Origin of the sequence: Streptomyces sp. NPDC093252, assembly GCF_040683675.1 — a bacterium.
GTDB lineage: Bacteria > Actinomycetota > Actinomycetes > Streptomycetales > Streptomycetaceae > Streptomyces.
On the sequence record NZ_JBFBEM010000009.1, the window covers coordinates 122,244 to 139,257 of the forward strand.

13 protein-coding genes and 1 pseudogene are annotated in these 17,014 nt (G+C 72.6%); 1 reads left to right on the top strand and 13 read right to left on the bottom strand.

What is annotated here, in order from left to right; translation table 11 throughout:
* Positions 1-99 precede the first annotated feature (99 nt).
* From AB0O01_RS20245 to AB0O01_RS20280, 8 genes are all read right to left on the bottom strand, one after another.
* Positions 100-351, bottom strand: coding sequence for a hypothetical protein (locus AB0O01_RS20245; RefSeq protein WP_365315107.1), 252 nt, complete (start codon positions 349-351; stop codon positions 100-102).
* A 136-nt stretch (positions 352-487) separates the two neighbouring features.
* On the bottom strand, positions 488-3,328 hold the full coding sequence (topA, locus tag AB0O01_RS20250; protein WP_365315109.1) for a type I DNA topoisomerase: 2,841 nt from the start codon (positions 3,326-3,328) through the stop codon (positions 488-490).
* A 753-nt stretch (positions 3,329-4,081) separates the two neighbouring features.
* Positions 4,082-4,279: a hypothetical protein gene (locus AB0O01_RS20255; RefSeq protein WP_365315111.1), complete on the bottom strand. Its 198-nt coding sequence runs from the start codon at positions 4,277-4,279 to the stop codon at positions 4,082-4,084.
* A 161-nt stretch (positions 4,280-4,440) separates the two neighbouring features.
* Positions 4,441-5,964 (bottom strand): methyltransferase, encoded by a 1,524-nt coding sequence (locus AB0O01_RS20260; RefSeq protein WP_365315113.1) that lies wholly within the window; start codon positions 5,962-5,964, stop codon positions 4,441-4,443.
* Positions 5,965-6,242: 278 nt separating this feature from the next.
* The gene (locus AB0O01_RS20265; protein ID WP_365315114.1) at positions 6,243-6,815 is read right to left on the bottom strand and encodes a small secreted protein; all 573 of its coding nucleotides are present in this window, start codon (positions 6,813-6,815) and stop codon (positions 6,243-6,245) included.
* A 398-nt stretch (positions 6,816-7,213) separates the two neighbouring features.
* On the bottom strand, positions 7,214-9,646 hold the full coding sequence (locus AB0O01_RS20270; protein WP_365315116.1) for a sodium-translocating pyrophosphatase: 2,433 nt from the start codon (positions 9,644-9,646) through the stop codon (positions 7,214-7,216).
* Between the two features lie 473 nt (positions 9,647-10,119).
* The gene (locus tag AB0O01_RS20275) at positions 10,120-10,551 is read right to left on the bottom strand and encodes an ATP-binding protein (protein WP_365315117.1); all 432 of its coding nucleotides are present in this window, start codon (positions 10,549-10,551) and stop codon (positions 10,120-10,122) included.
* A 112-nt stretch (positions 10,552-10,663) separates the two neighbouring features.
* Positions 10,664-11,005, bottom strand: coding sequence for an anti-sigma factor antagonist (locus tag AB0O01_RS20280; RefSeq protein WP_355736290.1), 342 nt, complete (start codon positions 11,003-11,005; stop codon positions 10,664-10,666).
* A gap of 78 nt (positions 11,006-11,083) precedes the next feature.
* Here AB0O01_RS20280 and AB0O01_RS20285 point away from each other — a divergent pair, with 78 nt between their 5' ends.
* Positions 11,084-13,669, top strand: coding sequence for a DEAD/DEAH box helicase (locus tag AB0O01_RS20285; RefSeq protein WP_365315118.1), 2,586 nt, complete (start codon positions 11,084-11,086; stop codon positions 13,667-13,669).
* A gap of 294 nt (positions 13,670-13,963) precedes the next feature.
* On the opposite strand, the pseudogene AB0O01_RS20290 reads toward AB0O01_RS20285, so the two are convergent.
* The 5 genes and pseudogenes from AB0O01_RS20290 to AB0O01_RS20310 form a co-directional block, all read right to left on the bottom strand.
* Positions 13,964-14,314: pseudogene (locus AB0O01_RS20290) on the bottom strand (Rv3654c family TadE-like protein); the annotation flags it as partial.
* A 188-nt stretch (positions 14,315-14,502) separates the two neighbouring features.
* Positions 14,503-14,922 (bottom strand): TadE family type IV pilus minor pilin, encoded by a 420-nt coding sequence (locus AB0O01_RS20295; RefSeq protein WP_365315475.1) that lies wholly within the window; start codon positions 14,920-14,922, stop codon positions 14,503-14,505.
* Between the two features lie 121 nt (positions 14,923-15,043).
* Positions 15,044-15,268, bottom strand: a complete 225-nt coding sequence (locus AB0O01_RS20300) for a DUF4244 domain-containing protein (RefSeq protein WP_365315120.1) — start codon at positions 15,266-15,268, stop codon at positions 15,044-15,046.
* 93 nt (positions 15,269-15,361) lie between these two features.
* Positions 15,362-16,162 (bottom strand): type II secretion system F family protein, encoded by an 801-nt coding sequence (locus AB0O01_RS20305; RefSeq protein ID WP_365315122.1) that lies wholly within the window; start codon positions 16,160-16,162, stop codon positions 15,362-15,364.
* Positions 16,159-17,013, bottom strand: a complete 855-nt coding sequence (locus AB0O01_RS20310) for a type II secretion system F family protein (RefSeq protein ID WP_365315124.1) — start codon at positions 17,011-17,013, stop codon at positions 16,159-16,161. Before AB0O01_RS20310 ends, AB0O01_RS20305 begins: the two co-directional genes overlap by 4 nt.
* Between the last annotated feature and the right edge of the window lies 1 nt (position 17,014).

Here is a 17,014-nt window from a genome sequence, read left to right on the forward strand (position 1 = left end):
GTCCCTGATCGGTCGCCGCGACCGGCATCCGGTACATCTCCGGGACGACCCGGAGATCGCCTCCGGCGAGCCTTGCCCGGGGGGCCATCGCGTCCGCCCTCAGTCCCCGACGATCAGCGCCTCGTCGAAGATCTCGATCACGACCACCACGAGCAGTCCGTGCGCAACCACGTACTCGATCAGCAGACCCGGCGCGACCTGCGCCTTCCGGTCGTCCTCGTGGGTGCCGATATGCGTGCTCGCCTTGTGATACGGGTCGAGCGCCAGCTTGGCGAGCCCGCGTTCCAGCAGCCCGCGCCGCTCGGGGGACATGGTGTCCGCGGTCGCCTTGGTCTCGACCGTGTACGTCACGCGAAACGACACCCTGCCCCCGTCCCCGTCCCCGTCCCCGTCCCCGTCCACGAGGGATATGCCCGGCCGGACGTACCCGCCCCCCGTCCACCGACCGGGGTGCCTCACGGGCCCCGGTCTGTGTCCGGTCGTCCGCTCAGTCCGCCTGCTCGGCCGCCGCCTTCTTCGCGGCTGCGGCCTTCGTCGTGGTCTTCTTGGCCGTCGCCGTCTTCTTCGCCGTCGTCTTCTTGGCGGCCGTCGTCTTCGCCGCGGCGGTCTTCTTGGCCGGAGCCTTCTTCGCCGGGGCCTTCTTGGCGGGCGCCTTCTTCGCCGTCTTCTTGGCGGGGCCCTTGGCCCGCTTCTCGGCGAGCAGTTCGAAGCCCCGCTCCGGTGTGATCGTCTCCACACTGTCGCCGGAGCGCAGTGTGGCGTTGGTCTCACCATCGGTGACATACGGTCCGAAGCGGCCGTCCTTGACCACCACCGGCTTGGCGCTGACCGGGTCCTGGCCCAGTTCCTTCAGCGGCGGCTTGGCCGCGGCGCGGCCCCGCTGCTTGGGCTGGGCGTAGATCGCCAGCGCCTCGTCCAGGGTGATCGTGAAGAGCTGGTCCTCGCTCTGGAGCGACCGCGAGTCCGTGCCCTTCTTCAGATACGGCCCGTAGCGCCCGTTCTGCGCGGTGATCTCCTGGCCCTCGGCATCCGCGCCGACGACCCGCGGGAGGGACATCAGGCGCAGGGCGTCGTCCAGCGTGACCGTGTCCAGGGACATCGACCTGAACAGCGAGGCCGTGCGCGGCTTGACCGCGTTCTTGCCGGTCTTGGGCGTGCCCTCGGGCAGCACCTCGGTGACGTACGGCCCGTAGCGGCCGTCCTTGGCGACGATGGCGTGCCCGGTGGTGGGGTCGTTGCCCAGCTCGAAGTCGCCGCTCGGCTTGGCGAGGAGTTCCTCGGCCAGTTCGACGGACAGCTCGTCCGGCGGCAGATCGTCCGGGATGTCGGCGCGCTGGTGCTGCTCGGTGTCCTTCTCGCCGCGCTCGATGTACGGGCCGTAGCGCCCGACGCGCAGCACGATGTCGTTGCCGACCGGGAACGAGGAGACCTCGCGTGCGTCGATCGCGCCCAGGTCGGTCACCAGCTCCTTGAGACCGCCCAGGTGGTCGCCGTCGCCGTTGCCCGCGTCGGCGGCGCTGCTGTTGCCGGTGCCCTCGCCGAAGTAGAACCGCTTCAGCCACGGCACGGACTGCGCCTCACCGCGCGCGATGCGGTCGAGGTCGTCCTCCATCTTGGCGGTGAAGTCGTAGTCGACGAGGCGGCCGAAGTGCTTCTCCAGGAGGTTGACCACCGCGAACGACAGGAAGGACGGGACGAGTGCCGTGCCCTTCTTGAAGACATAGCCGCGGTCCAGGATCGTGCCGATGATCGACGCGTACGTCGACGGGCGGCCGATCTCGCGCTCCTCCAGCTCCTTGACCAGGCTGGCCTCGGTGTAGCGGGCGGGCGGCTTGGTGGCGTGGCCGTCGACCGTGATCTGCTCGGCGGCCAGCGGGTCGCCCTCGGTGACCTGCGGCAGCCGGCGCTCGCGGTCGTCCAGCTCCGCGTTCGGGTCGTCGGCGCCCTCGACGTACGCCTTCAGGAAGCCGTGGAAGGTGATCGTCTTGCCGGAGGCGCTGAACTCGACATCGCGTCCGTCGGCCGCCGTGCCGCCGATCTTGACGGTGACGCTGTTGCCCGTGGCGTCCTTCATCTGGGAGGCGACGGTCCGCTTCCAGATCAGCTCGTAGAGCTTGAACTGGTCGCCGGTCAGCCCGGTCTCGGCGGGGGTGCGGAAACGATCACCCGAGGGGCGGATCGCCTCGTGCGCCTCCTGCGCGTTCTTGACCTTCCCGGCGTAGGTGCGCGGCCGGTCCGGCAGGTAGTCGGCGCCGTAGAGCTGGGTGACCTGCGCGCGGGCGGCGGACACGGCCGTGTCGCTCAGCGTCGTGGAGTCCGTACGCATGTACGTGATGTAGCCGTTCTCGTACAGCTTCTGGGCGACCTGCATCGTCGCCTTCGCGCCGAAGCCCAGCTTGCGGCTGGCCTCCTGCTGGAGCGTCGTCGTACGGAAGGGGGCGTACGGCGAGCGGCGGTACGGCTTGGACTCGACGGAGCGGACCGCGAAGCGGGTCTGCTCCAGGGCGGCGGCGAGGGCGCGCGCGTTGGCCTCGTCGAGGTGCAGGATGTTCGCGCTCTTGAGTTGTCCGAGGGAGTCGAAGTCGCGGCCCTGCGCGACCCGCCTGCCGTCGACGCTCTGGAGGCGGGCGACCAGCGACGACGGATCCGACGGGTCCCCCGCGCGGCCGGTCGCGAAGGTCCCGGTCAGGTCCCAGTACTCAGCCGAACGAAAGGCGATCCGCTCGCGTTCCCGCTCCACGACGAGCCGGGTGGCGACGGACTGGACCCGGCCCGCCGACAGCCGCGGCATGACCTTCTTCCACAGCACCGGGGAGACCTCGTAGCCGTAGAGCCGGTCGAGGATGCGGCGGGTCTCCTGGGCGTCGACCAGCTTCTGGTTGAGCTGGCGCGGGTTGGCGACGGCGGCCTGGATCGCGGCCTTGGTGATCTCGTGGAAGACCATCCGCTTGACCGGGACCTTGGGCTTGAGCACCTCCTGGAGGTGCCAGGCGATGGCCTCGCCCTCGCGGTCCTCATCGGTGGCGAGGTACAGCTCGTCGGACTCCTTGAGCAGGTCCTTGAGCTTCTTGACCTGCGCCCGCTTGTCCGCGTTCACCACATAGATCGGCTCGAAGTCGTGTTCGACGTCCACACCGAGGCGGCGGACCTCGCCGGTGTACTTCTCGGGCACCTCCGCGGCGCCGTTGGGGAGGTCGCGGATGTGCCCGACGCTCGCCTCGACGACGTATCCGGGGCCGAGGTAGCCCTTGATCGTCTTCGCCTTGGCGGGCGACTCGACGATGACGAGTCGGCGACCGCCTTGCGCGGTCTCGCTGGTCGGGGACAACTTCGCTCTTCTCTCCGGTCGACGCTGAGGGCCTTCCCAGGGGCTTGTTCCCGGGGTCGGGTGGTGGTGACGCTGCGGAGTGTGACGGTACATCCCGCCCCCGTGTCAAACGGGAAAAGCCCGCAACGGCCACTCGAACGGTAACCCGACTACCGCCTTTCCTGCCGCCCGGAGTGCCGACCGGGCCGTTCGGAAGGAAGCGGAGGGGGGCTTATCGGTTGTTGGTGATCATGGACAGGGGGAGGGGGGTGGGGAGGGCCGGGGCGGGGCCCCGGGGAGTCCGGGTGGGGGCCAGGGGGAGTCCGGGTGGGGGCCGGGAAGGGGGGTGCCGGGGAGGCGGGGGAGGGGCGCTTCCACGCCGGTCCCGGCTGGTGCGGGTGGTCCCGTGCTGGTTCCGACCCTGGTGCCAGCCCAGGTCGGAACCAGCGCGGGCGGAGGCCCGGTGGGAGGTCGGTTGGAGGTCGGCGGAAGGCCGCTGGGGGGAGGGGTGGTGGCGCGGAGTGCGAGGCCGGTGCCGGTGCAGGGCTGGGCGCAGGGGGCCGTCGGCGCGGGGCAGGGCTCCATGGGTGGGTCGCTGTGCGCGGGAGCGGGGTGCGCGGTGTGAGGGGCGCGCTCGCATGGGCGGCCATGGGCGGCTTTCGGCCGTGCGGGATGGCCGAGATTCTGTGCGGCGCGGCCGGGATCAGGTCGGTCCCGAAGGTGCGTCCGGAGGCGTACGTCACATGGTGGGCGATTCGTCGGCCCGGGACGCCGTCACAGCCGTGCGAAGCACCAGACGGCGATCACCAGCGCGGCCACGGAGGCGACTGTCGTGACCGCCGCGGAGGTCCCCTGGCGCACTCCTGCGGCGACCGGTTCCCGGCGCCGTACCCGCACCGCTGTCCACAGCAGCAGTCCGCCCCCGAACAGGGCGAAGACCACTCCGGTGAAGATCGCCGGCCCGCTCTCCATGTGCCACCGCGCCCTTCTCTCGTGCCGTCCGCGCGTACCAAGCCCGGGAAGACTGGCACGCGCGCACGGCAGCCAGGCGAACCTGAGGTGAACGCGGGGCGGGCGGTGGCGGCGAGGGAGGGACGGGGAGCGGCGGTCCCGAACCCCGGACCGCTCCCCCGCTACTTCGCCGGCTCCAGGAACCCCTGCTCCACCAGCAGCCGGATCTGCGCGGGCGTCCGGTCGCGCAGCAGGACCGGGTCCTCGCCGACGAGTTGGGCGATGGCGTCGAGGATCCGGCCGGCGGTCAGGGAGCCGTCGCAGACGCCCGCGAAGCCCGCGCCGACGGTGTCCACGCGCGTGGCCCGGCGCATGCCCCGGTTCTGCCGCAGGACGACATGCTCGGGGTCCTCGGCGCCGGGCAGCCCGACCTGCTCCTGGACCACCTCGGTGACCAGCCGGAACCGCTCCTCCAGCAGGGCCGCGTCATCGCGGGAGCGGAGATAGTCGAGCCGCTCGAAGTGCGCGCGCACGGTGTCGCCGAGCGGCTGTTCGACCGGGTGCGGCCACTCCTCGACGGTCACCGAGGGCACGGCCGCCTCCGTCCGCCGCAGCGTGATCCAGCCGAAGCCGACCGCCCTCACCTTGCGCGCCTCGAACTCGTCCAGCCAGGCGTCGTACCGCGCCTCGTACTCGGCCACGTCCCCCCGGTGGTCCCCGGCGTCGCGCAGCCACAGCTCGGCGTACTGCGTGATGTCCTGCACCTCGCGCTGCACGATCCAGGCGTCGCACCCGCGCGGCACCCAGGAGCGCAGCCGGTCCTGCCAGTCCTCCCCCTCCACGTGCTGCCAGTTGGCGAGGAACTGCGCGAACCCGCCCGTCGTCAGCCGTTCCCCCGCCCCTTGAACGAGCGAGCGGCACAGATCGTCCCCGCCCATCCCGCCGTCGCGGTAGGTGAGGCGCGCGCCGGGTGAGATCACGAACGGCGGGTTGGACACGATGAGGTCGAACTTCTCCCCGCTCCCGAGCGGCTCGTACAGCGAGCCCTCGCGCAGGTCCGCGGCCGGGGCGCCGGACAGGGCGAGGGTGAGGGCGGCGATGTGCAGCGCCCGCGGGTTGAGATCGGTGGCCGTCACGCGCGTGGCGTGCTGCGCGGCGTGCAGTGCCTGGATGCCGGAGCCGGTGCCGAGGTCCAGCGCGGTCGAGACGGGCGTACGGACGGTGATCCCGGCCAGTGTGGTCGACGCGCCGCCGACGCCCAGGACGACGCCCTCCGCGCGGCGCCCGATACCGCCGGCCCCGCCGACCGCGCAGCCGAGGTCGGACACGATGAACCAGTCCTCGCCGTCCGACCCGCCGTACGGCCGTACGTCGACGGTCGCGGCCACCTCGTCCGGCGCCCCGGCGACCGTCAGCCAGCCGCTGTCCAGGCAGTCGGCCAGCGGCAGCACATCGGCCACCCGCGCGCGGGGCACCGGTTGCTGGAGAAGGAAGAGCCGTACGAGGGTCTCCAGCGGCGTGTCGCCGCGGGTCGCCCGGAGCGCGGGCACGGTCTCGCTGCGCGCGAGTGCCGCGTACGCGGGGGCGCCGAGCAGGTCGAGCAGGCCGTCGGCGGTGAAGGCGGCCCCCAGGAGGGCCTCGCGCAGCCGGGCGGCGGCATCGGGACGATCGGCGGAGGGCAGGGGCGGCAGGCTCGTGTCACTCACGCCCCCATTGTGGCCGCTCGGCCCGCCAGGGCGCTCACACGGGCCCGCGCGGACCCGCCACTTGGCCCCTGGCCGCGCACCGGTCGCACCCAGGCCTTGCCCCGCGCTACCCGCGCTCTGCCCCGCCCCGCCTTACCCTCGCCCCGCCTTGCCTTCGCTCCGCCTCACCCGTGCCCCGGCCCGACGGACGTCGATGACCCGCCCCCGGGTGGGGCACAGCGGGGAACCCGGTCCCTGTGATCCGTGTTCTGCGATGACCCGCCCCCGAGGCGCACAGCTCACTCCGCCGAAGGCGACGCCTCCACCGAAGCGCTCTTGCAGCTCTCCTGCGCCGCCATCGCCTGGCCGACCTCGCCCTCCTCCAGCGTCCTGAGGGCGTCGCTGCCGCTCTGGCCGAGCTTGTCCAGCTCGGTGGCGATGTCCTTGAGGCCGTCGGCGAACTTGGCCTGGTCCTCGGTGTCGAGTTCGTCGACCTTCGCCTTCAGGGACGCGTAGGAGGTGGCGATGCCGTTGAGTTCCTTGACGGCGTCCTGCTGCTTCTTCTCGCCGTTCTCGACGTCCGGGGGCCCGGCCTTGCTGACGGCATCGCCGATCGCCTTGTAGGCATCCGACATGTCCTGGAAGGCGGCGGCGTCGGTCTTCTGGACCTCTGCCGGTGTGCTGTTGTCGGAGGTCTCCTTCTGGATCGCGGTGTTGGCGCCCTCGATCTTCTTCGCCTGCGGTTGCAACGCGTCGCACACCTGCTTGGCCCAGGCGTTCAGCTTCTCGTTGCTGTCGTCACCGCTGCACCCGGTCAGCGCCAGTACCAGTACCGCGCCGCCGGACAGCGCGGCGCCGAGCTTCTTGTTCACCGGATCGGTCCCTTCCGTGGCCCTCGGCCCCGGAACATACACGGGACGCGCACGACACCATGGAGAGGTACGTCTGTTAAACATACTTTTACCAGAGTTCGGCCTCGCGAGAGAAGGCTCACCAGCAGCGGCTGGAAGCGACACAGGCACCTGGGAGAGCGCAACCCGGGGTAACGCGTGGCAGCAGCCGAGCGCGATCGGCGTGACCGGCACGAGGCGGGCGGACAGCGCACCGACACAACGCACGCCCTCCGCCCACCCCCGGCCCTTCAGCGACCCGGGCAGCCCGGCCACCCAATCCCACTCAGTGACCCAGCAGCCCGGCAGCCCTTCAGCCCGCCCGGGAGCCCGGCGCCCCAAACGGCCCAGCCGCCACCAGCCGCTCCCCCTACGGCCCTCTACGGCACCACAGCCGGATCCACCGGCGTCGACGACTTCCCCGAGTCCCCCGCGTCCCCGCCGTCGTCATCGTCCACGGCGATCCCGCGCCGCTTGGACACGTACACCGCCCCGGCGATCACGACGAACGCCAGTACGGCGACCAGGATGCGGACCGTGAGGTTCTCGTCGGCGCCGTAGGAGAACTTGATCACCGCGGGGGCGATCAGCAGCGCCACGAGGTTCATCACCTTCAGCAGGGGGTTGATCGCGGGCCCGGCGGTGTCCTTGAACGGGTCGCCGACCGTGTCGCCGATCACCGTCGCGGCGTGCGCCTCACTGCCCTTGCCGCCGTGGTGACCGTCCTCGACCAGCTTCTTCGCGTTGTCCCAGGCACCACCGGAGTTGGCGAGGAACACCGCCATCAGCGTGCCCGCGCCGATCGCGCCCGCCAGGAACGCGCCGAGCGCGCCGACCCCCAGCGTGAACCCGATGAAGATCGGCGCCAGGACCGCCAGCAGACCCGGCGTGGCCAGCTCCCGCAGGGCATCCCTCGTACAGATGTCCACCACCCTTCCGTACTCGGGTTTCTCGGTGTAGTCCATGATCCCGGGCCGCTCGCGGAACTGCCGCCGCACCTCGTAGACCACCGACCCCGCCGACCGGGACACCGCGTTGATCGCCAGCCCCGAGAAGAGGAAGACGACCGCGGCGCCGGCGATCAGCCCGACGAGGTTGTTGGGCTGCGAGATGTCCATGATCAGGGTCATCGGCGCGCCCTCGCCGCTGAGCCGCTCCCCGACGTCCTGCGCCCCTGTCGTGATCGCGTCGCGGTACGACCCGAAGAGCGCCGCCGCCGCGAGAACGGCGGTGGCGATGGCGATGCCCTTGGTGATGGCCTTGGTGGTGTTGCCGACGGCGTCCAGGTTGGTGAGCACCTGCGCGCCCGCACCCTCGACGTCGCCGGACATCTCGGCGATGCCCTGGGCGTTGTCGGAGACCGGACCGAAGGTGTCCATGGCGACGATCACACCGACCGTCGTGAGCAGCCCGGTGCCGGCCAGCGCGACGGCGAACAGCGCCAGCATGATCGACGCGCCGCCGAGCAGAAAGGCCCCGTACACGCCGAGCCCGATCAGCAGCGCGGTGTAGACGGCCGACTCCAGGCCGACCGAGATACCGGCCAGGACGACGGTCGCGGGGCCGGTCAGCGAGGTCTTGCCGATGTCCCTGACCGGGCGCCGGTTGGTCTCGGTGAAGTAGCCGGTCAACTGCTGGATGACGGCGGCCAGCAGGATGCCGATCCCCACCGCGACCAGGGCGAGGATCCGCGGATCGCCGTCCTTGCCCGCGATCGCCGCGTCGGTGACGCCGTCCAGGTCGGCGTACGACGACGGCAGATAGGTGAAGACGGCGAGGGCGACCAGGGCGAGCGAGATCACCGCGGAGATGAAGAAGCCCCGGTTGATCGCGGTCATGCCGCTGCGGTCGCTGCGGCGGGGAGCGACCGCGAAGATCCCGATCATGGCCGTGATCACTCCGATGGCGGGCACCAGCAGCGGGAAGGCGAGCCCCGCGTCCCCGAAGGCGACCTTGCCCAGGATCAGCGCGGCCACCAGCGTCACGGCGTACGACTCGAACAGGTCGGCGGCCATTCCGGCGCAGTCGCCGACGTTGTCGCCCACGTTGTCGGCGATGGTCGCGGCGTTGCGCGGATCGTCCTCCGGGATGCCCTGCTCGACCTTGCCGACCAGGTCGGCGCCCACATCGGCGGCCTTGGTGAAGATGCCGCCGCCGACCCTCATGAACATGGCGATCAGGGCGGCCCCGAGGCCGAAACCCTCCAGCACCTTCGGCGCGTCGGCCGCGTACACCAGCACCACGAGGGAGGCCCCGAACAGCCCGAGCCCCACCGTGAACATGCCGACGACACCGCCCGTACGGAATGCGATCTTCATCGCCTTGTGCGAGACCTCGGTGAGATCCTTTTCCGGCTCGCCCTCGGCCGGAGTCGCCTCCCGGGCCGCCGCGGCGACCCGCACATTGCTCCGTACGGCCAGCCACATGCCGATATAGCCGGTGCCCGCCGAGAACAGCGCGCCGATCAAGAAGAACACCGATCGCCCGATGCGCTGATTCCAGTCGTCGGCCGGCAGCAGCAGGAGCAGGAAGAAAACGATCACCGCGAATACACCGAGCGTGCGCAACTGCCGCGCCAGATAGGCGTTCGCGCCTTCCTGTACGGCCGCCGCGATCTTCTTCATGCCGTCGGTGCCCTCGCCCGCGGCGAGCACCTGGCGCAGCAGCACACCGGCGACCACGAGCGCGGCCAACGCGACGGCCGCGATGACCATCACCATGACGCGGTTGTCGTCCGTCAGCACTGCGGCGGCGAAGGTTGATGGATGATCCCAGGGATGATCCAGTTGATGAGGGGAAGAAAGCCCCGCCATTCGTCCTCCTTGACGCTTGGGCTGAGCTCAAGATGTGGACGGATTGTAGGGATCTTACTCTGATCAAAACAGTGCGCGGTAAGCGGAATTCGCCTTCACACGCACTTTCACGCACACCTCGCATGACCTTCAGCAAATGATCGCCCAGAAACCATGATCTGGAAAGTCGTAATGCATCGAAGGAATTAAAGCTTGATCGTGAATTCATTCACGAATTGTGGGGCCCTGTTGGGGTCCGGAAAACAATCAAGGGCCCCGCTCCGCGGGACCCTCGAAAAACTGCGGCGAACGCGTGTACGCGACCCGAAGGGGCGCCGCGACACCGGGCCTGCACCGGTGCTGCACGTGGATCTGCACACCGAAACCTGCACCGAAACCGGCACCTTCACCGGAACCGGCACCAGGACCTTCACCGGAACCGCCACCGGCACCTACGCCGGTACCGGCACCCGCACTGCCACCCGCACCTGCGTCTACGCCGGAACAGCCGCCTCCGGCGGAGTCGTCTGCCAGGTCATCCGGATCAGCCCGCCGTGCGCGTCGGAGGTGACCTCGACGTCGTCCACGAGGCCGCTGATGACCGCAAGGCCCATCTCGTCCTCCTCGGCCTCGGCGTCCGCCGCGTCGCCCGAGGCGGCGCCACCGGGCCCCGAACGGGGGGCCTCATCGCCGACCTCGATGGAGAACTGCTTCTCCTCCTCGATCAGCGCCACCCGCACCGGCGCGGTGATCCCGGCGCTCTGGTGCAGGCCCACGGCCCGGCTGCACGCCTCTCCGACGGCGAGCCGCACCTCGTCGAGGACGGCCTCGTCCACCCCGGCCCTGCGCGCCACCGCAGCCGCCACCAGCCGGGCGGTACGGACATGCCCGGGAAGCGCGCTGAAACGGAGTTCGACGGTGGCCATGCATCCCCCTCGGAGCTACGGGCGTGCGAGCGGGGGCCGGGCCGTCGAACGCCCCGGTCCCCCAGTGAAACAGGGCCGGTCCGGGCCGCGCGGGGCGACCCGGACCGGATGGTCAGTCGGTGGCCGCTACCGCTTCGTCGACCGTGGTGTGAATGGGGAACACCTTGGTGAGGCCGGTGATCCGGAAGATCTTCAGAATGCGCTCCTGGTTGCACACCAGGCGCAGGGAGCCCTCATGGGCGCGCACGCGCTTCAGGCCGCCGACCAGCACGCCGAGACCGGTGGAGTCGAGGAAGTCCACGCCCTCCATGTCGACGACGAGGTGGAAATTCCCGTCGTTCACCAGCTCGACCAACTGCTCGCGCAGCTTGGGCGCGGTATATACGTCGATTTCGCCACCGACCCTGACGATCGTGCGATCGCCGATGGTCTCGGTCGACAGAGACAGGTCCACGGATCCTCCAGCACCTTGCTATCGAGCGGTCGCCCTTGGGCACCTCGGCGGAGCCCCCGGGACGGTTCGCCAGCCGCGATGGCATTCAATCACTTACCGGCAGGCGTGCACGACGCCTTGAGCCCATTGTCCGTCACTCCAATGACACACTCGGTGCCGATGGCCAAGAATCACCGTTCCGATCGACTCCCGACGGACTCCGCGCGCCGCCCGGCCCCGGGCGAGGTCCTGGACCGGCTCGCCTCGGGCCCGAGCCGGGCCGCGCGCATCACTCATACGGAGCACTTGCCCCCGCGCGCGGGCCGCCATGCCGTCTGGCCGGACCGGATCCGTTCCGAGGTGGTCGCCGCCGTGCAGGCCGCGGGCATCGAGCACCCCTGGGCCCACCAGGCACGGGCCGCCGAGCACGCGCTGGACGGCGAGTCGGTGGTCGTCGCCACCGGCACCGCCTCCGGCAAGTCCCTGGCCTATCTGGTGCCCGTGCTCTCCACCCTCCTGGACGGCTCCGAGGCCCCGAACGGCCGCGGCGCCACCGCCCTGTACCTGGCCCCCACCAAGGCCCTGGCGGCCGATCAGCACCGGTCCGTGAAAGAACTCTCACGCCCCCTGGGCACCGCCGTGCGCCCCGCCGTCTACGACGGCGACACGCCGTTCGAGGAACGCGAGTGGATCCGCCAGTACGGCACCTACGTCCTCACCAATCCGGACATGCTGCACCGCGGGATCCTGCCCTCCCACGCCCGCTGGTCCTCCTTCCTCAAGGCCCTCAAGTACGTCGTGATCGACGAGTGCCACACCTACCGGGGCGTCTTCGGCTCGCACGTCGCCCAGGTGCTGCGGCGGCTGCGCCGGCTGTGCGCCCGCTACGGCTCCTCCCCGGTGTTCCTGCTGGCCTCCGCCACCGCCGCCGAGCCCGCCGTCGCCGCCCGGCGGCTGACCGGGCTGCCGGTGGTCGAGGTCGCCGACGACGCCTCCCCGCGCGGAGAGCTGGTCTTCGCCCTCTGGGAGCCCCCGCTGACCGACCTGGAGGGCGAGCGGGGCGCCCCGGTCCGCCGCACCGCCGTCGCCGAGACCGCCGACCTGCTCACCGATCTCACCGTCCAGGGCGTGCGCTCGGTCGCCTTCGTCCGCTCCCGGCGCGGCGCCGAGCTGATCTCGGTCATCGCCCAGGAACGCCTGGCCGAGATCGATCGGTCCCTGTCCCGGCGTGTCGCCGCCTACCGGGGCGGATACCTCCCCGAGGAGCGCCGCGCCCTGGAGCAGGCCCTGCACTCCGGCGAACTGCTCGGCCTCGCCGCCACCACCGCCCTCGAACTGGGGATCGACGTCTCCGGCCTGGACGCCGTCGTCATCGCCGGCTACCCGGGCACCCGCGCCTCCCTCTGGCAGCAGGCGGGCCGGGCGGGGCGCGCCGGACAGGGCGCCCTCGCCGTCCTGGTCGCCCGCGACGACCCGCTGGACACCTTCCTCGTGCATCACCCCGAAGCCCTGTTCGACCAGCCTGTCGAGTCCACCGTCCTCGACCCCGACAACCCGTACGTCCTCGCCCCGCATCTGTGCGCCGCGGCGGCGGAGCTTCCCCTGACCGAGGCCGACCTCGACCTCTTCGGCCCCGGCAGCGCCGCGCTGCTGCCGCAACTGGAGGCCGCGAAGCTGTTGCGCCGCCGCGCCACCGCCTGGCACTGGACCCGCCGGGAACGCGCCGCCGACCTCACCGACATCCGCGGCGAGGGCGGCAGCCCCGTGCAGATCGTGGAGTCGGGTACGGGGCGGCTGCTCGGCACGGTCGACGCGGGCGCCGCCCACACCACCGTCCACGAGGGCGCGGTCCACCTCCACCAGGGCCGCACCTATCTGGTCCGCTCCCTGGACCTGGACGAGAACGTCGCCCTGGTCGAACAGGCGAGCCCCCCGTACTCCACGGTCGCCCGCGACACCACCGCCATCTCCGTCCTGGACACCGACACCGAGATCCCCTGGGGCGCCGGCCGGCTCTGCTTCGGCTCGGTCGAGGTCACCCATCAGGTCGTCTCCTTCCTGCGCCGCCGCCTGATCACCGGCGAGGTCCTGGGCGAGACCAAGCTCGACCTCCCGCCCCGCACCCTGCGCACCCGCGCGGTGTGGTGGACCGTGACCGAGGACCAGCTCGACGCCGCCCGCGTCACCCCCGAGATCCTTGGCGGCGCCCTGCACGCCGCCGAACACGCCTCCATCGGCATGCTCCCGCTCTTCGCCACCTGCGACCGCTGGGACATCGGCGGCGTCTCGGTCCCCCTGCACCCCGACACGCTCCTCCCGACCGTCTTCGTCTACGACGGCCACCCGGGCGGCGCGGGCTTCGCCGAGCGCGCGTTCCACACCGCCCGCGCGTGGCTCACGGCGACCCGCGAGGCCATCGCGTCCTGCGAGTGCGACGCCGGCTGCCCGTCCTGCATCCAGTCCCCCAAGTGCGGCAACGGCAACGATCCCCTGCACAAGCGGGGCGCCGTACGCCTCCTTGGGGAGCTGCTTCGGGGGGTGCCGGAGGGGGAGGGGGCGGAGGGAGCGGAGAGGGAGGCGGCGTCGGGACGGGTGGGGGAGTCGGGGCGGGTGGGGGCCGAGGGGGCGGCTCAGGATGCGGAGGGTGCGGGGCAGGGGCAGGGGCAGGGGCAGGAGGGCTCCTAGGCATCGGCCGAGGTGCCCTCAGGCGGGGGCCGTATGGCGGGGTCAGGGGTGGGGCCGTCTGGACGGGGCGGCGGCGGTCGCCTGGACGCTGGGGGGCGTGGCGCGGGCGCTTTGGACAGCGTTGGACCGCGAGGGCGGGGCGCGGGCGCTTCGGCCTCCGGGGGTAGCGCGTGGCTGGACGCCTGGCGGGGTGGCTTCGGGGTCCGGGTCCAGGGTCCAGGTTCCAGGGCTGTGCGCCTGCCGGGGCGGCTCATAGGGGCGGTACAGGTATCCGTCCACCCTCCATCAGGTCGCTCACGGCAGCCCTCCAGGGCCGGGTGCCGCCGCCGTCGGCGGTCCCGCCCTCGCCCGTACCTCCGCCTCGAACGGGCCCCACCCCGAAGCCGCCGTCACGTCCGAGATCTCCCCGGCGACAGCACACCGCACCAGCCGCACGCCGTGCGCCGCAGCGGCCTCCCTGCCCCGAGCACAGGCCGCGCCGGGGCCCTGGGCCCAGTACTCGGCCGCCGCCAGCGCCGCGAGATCGGCCCCGGTCGCCGCCCTGTGCCGGACCACGGCGGCCTGCCCCAGGGCGAGCACCATGCCGAAGACCACACAGAGCGCGGCGACGACGGCGAGGCTGAGGACGGTGGCGGAACCCCGGTCCCGGTCGGCCCGGCGCTGGCACCGGTCGCCATCGCCCTCGCCCTCGTGAGCCGCGCCCGCCGCTCTGAGCGCCTCGGCGACCCTCTCCAACCCCAGGCCCGAGGCCGCGCGGGGCGTGCCGGCCGACCTGTCCGACGCCGCCGCTCCGTCCACACTGAGCGGCGCCCGCCAGGCCCGGAACCTCCCCGTCACGGCACGGCCTCCACCGTCCCGGGTGCCCGGTCCCCGACCGTCCCCTCCACCACCGCGACGGCCTCCTCCCTCAGCTCGAAGGCGAACCCTCCCAGCATCGGTGGCCGGGCCACGACCACCACCCGGACACGGTCCCCCTCCCGGCCGAGCGTGACCTCCGCTCCGCGCGGGGCGGCGGCTCGGGCCAGTTCGACGACCGCCGTGTCGGGGTCCTGGCGGGCCGCCGCGCGGGCGCCGGTCCTGGCCGCGTCCACGCACTGGATCTGCGCCGCCGCGACGAACAGCGCCCAGACCAGCGCCATCGCGAACATCACCAGCACCGGGAGCGTCACCGCCGCCTCCACGGTCACGAAGCCGCCGTCCGACCGCCGCTCCCAGCCCCGCTCGCGCGCGAAGGCCCCGGTTCCCCAGCGCAGCGCCGGGACCGTGCGCACCAGGCCGGACGGGTCGGCCGGGTCCCGTTCCAGCACCCGTACCTCGTCGATCCGCCGCCCCGCCCGCCCCTCGTTCCGCCGCTCGTCCGCCGCCCCCAGCGGCTCACATGCCCGCATCGAGGGCACTCTCCACCATCGACTGAAGCTTTGCGGCGACCGTTCCGCTGGTCAGCACCCGGTAGAGGACGACAGCGAAACCGGCCGCCGCCACCACGCCGAGGGCATACTCGGACGTCGCCATTCCGGCGTCACTCCGCGCCCGGCGCAGCACCCGCGCCCGTACCCGCCCCGCCCAAGCGCGCACCCGCGCGCGTACCAGTCCGTACATCTCAACCCCCGTAGGTCCGCACTCACTTGTCGTTCGCCTGCCGATCGACCGATTGCCGATCACGCCCAGTCCGTCATTCGCCGCCCCTTGACCTCACCCCCCTCCCAGCAGTTCGCCCGCCATCCCCAGCACCACCGGCAGCACGCCCACCGCGATGAACGCGGGCAGGAAGCACAGCCCCACGGGGGCGCTGATCAGTACGGCCGCCCTTCTGGCCCGTGCCGTCGCCTCCTGGGTCCATTCCGCGCGGGTGTCCTCGGCGAGCCGGGCGACCGGCGCCGCGGCGGGGAGCCCCGACTCGTCGGCCCGCGCGAGCAGCCGGGCCAGTGCCTGGGCGCCGGGCAGTGCGGCCAGCGCGTGCCACGCCGTGGCCGGTTCGGCGCCGAGCCGGACCTCGGCCGCACCCCGGGCCAGCGCGTCACCCACCGGGCCGCCGAGCGCCTCGCCCACCGCGTGCGCGGCGGTCACCGGACCCGCGCCGGCCGCGATGCAGGCGGCCAGGAGATCCGCGGCGAGCGGGAGTTGCCGTCCGGCCTCCGCGAGGTGGGCCGCCGAGTCCGCCGCGCTCTCCGCGCGTTGCCGCCGACGCCACCACCACAGGCCGACCGCCCCGGCGGCGCCGAGCGCCACGCCCGCGACCCCGCCGATCAGCACCCACCCGGCGCCCACGACACCGCCCCAGGGCGCCCAGCGCAGGACCACCGCCCGCGCGGCCCCCGCCGAGAGCCGCGGCTCCGGCACCACCGCGTCCGGCGTGAGCAGTCGGGCCACCCGGCGTCGTACCCGCCGCTCCCGGCGGGCGACCCGCACCCGCCGTGCCGCCCAGGTGAGGGCCAGCGCCGTCCCCAGGGCCGCCCCCAGACTGTGGACAACCTCGCCGCTGACGCCGTTCATGCCGCCTCCGCCCGGCGGACGATGCGCAGGGCCCACCAGAGCCCGGCGGCCTCCAGCACCAGGCCGACGGCCAGGCAGACGAGGCCGGGGCCGGTGTGCAGCAGGACACGGAGCGGGTCGGCGCCGAGGGCGGTGCCCAGCAGCAGGCCCGCCGCAGGCAGCCCGGCGAGCATCAGCGCGGTGGCGCGGGCGCCCGCCAACTGGGCGCGCAGGTCGGCCCGTCGGTCCCGCTGGGCGCGCAGGGCGGCGTCCAGCCGGTCGAGCCCGGCCGCGAGTCCCGCCCCCTGGTCGACGGCCACCCGCCAGCACGCCGACAGCCCCAGCAGCCCTTCGGCGCCCGGCTGCCGTGCCGCCCCGGCCAGTTCCCCGGGTACGTCCCCGCCGAACCGGGCCGCCGCCAGCACCGCCGGCTGCGCCGCGCCGAGCCCGTCGGACTCCCGCGCGGCCCGTGTGAGCGCGTCGCCCGGCTGCCGTCCCGCCCGTACTTCCCCGGCCAGTGCCCCGCACAGCGCGATCACTTCGGCCGTCCGGCGCTCCCGGTCCCGTCGCGCCTCCCACGCGAGCCGCATCCGCCGGACCACCGGCATTCCGGCCGCCCCCGCGACGACCGGCAGCACCGAACCGCCCAGGATGCCCAGCGCCAGCCCGGCCACCGGCACCCACCACTCGACTTGCACGCGCGCCCGCGCCCGTACCCGCGCCCACCGGGGCCACAGCGGCGGGCCGTGCCCCACGCCACCCCCACCGGCGAACAGCAACCGCGTCCGCCGCGCCCCGAACGGCCCGCCGCCCATCAGCAGGACCGCGACCCCGACACACCCCAGGGCCGCCCCCATCCAGACCTCACCCATC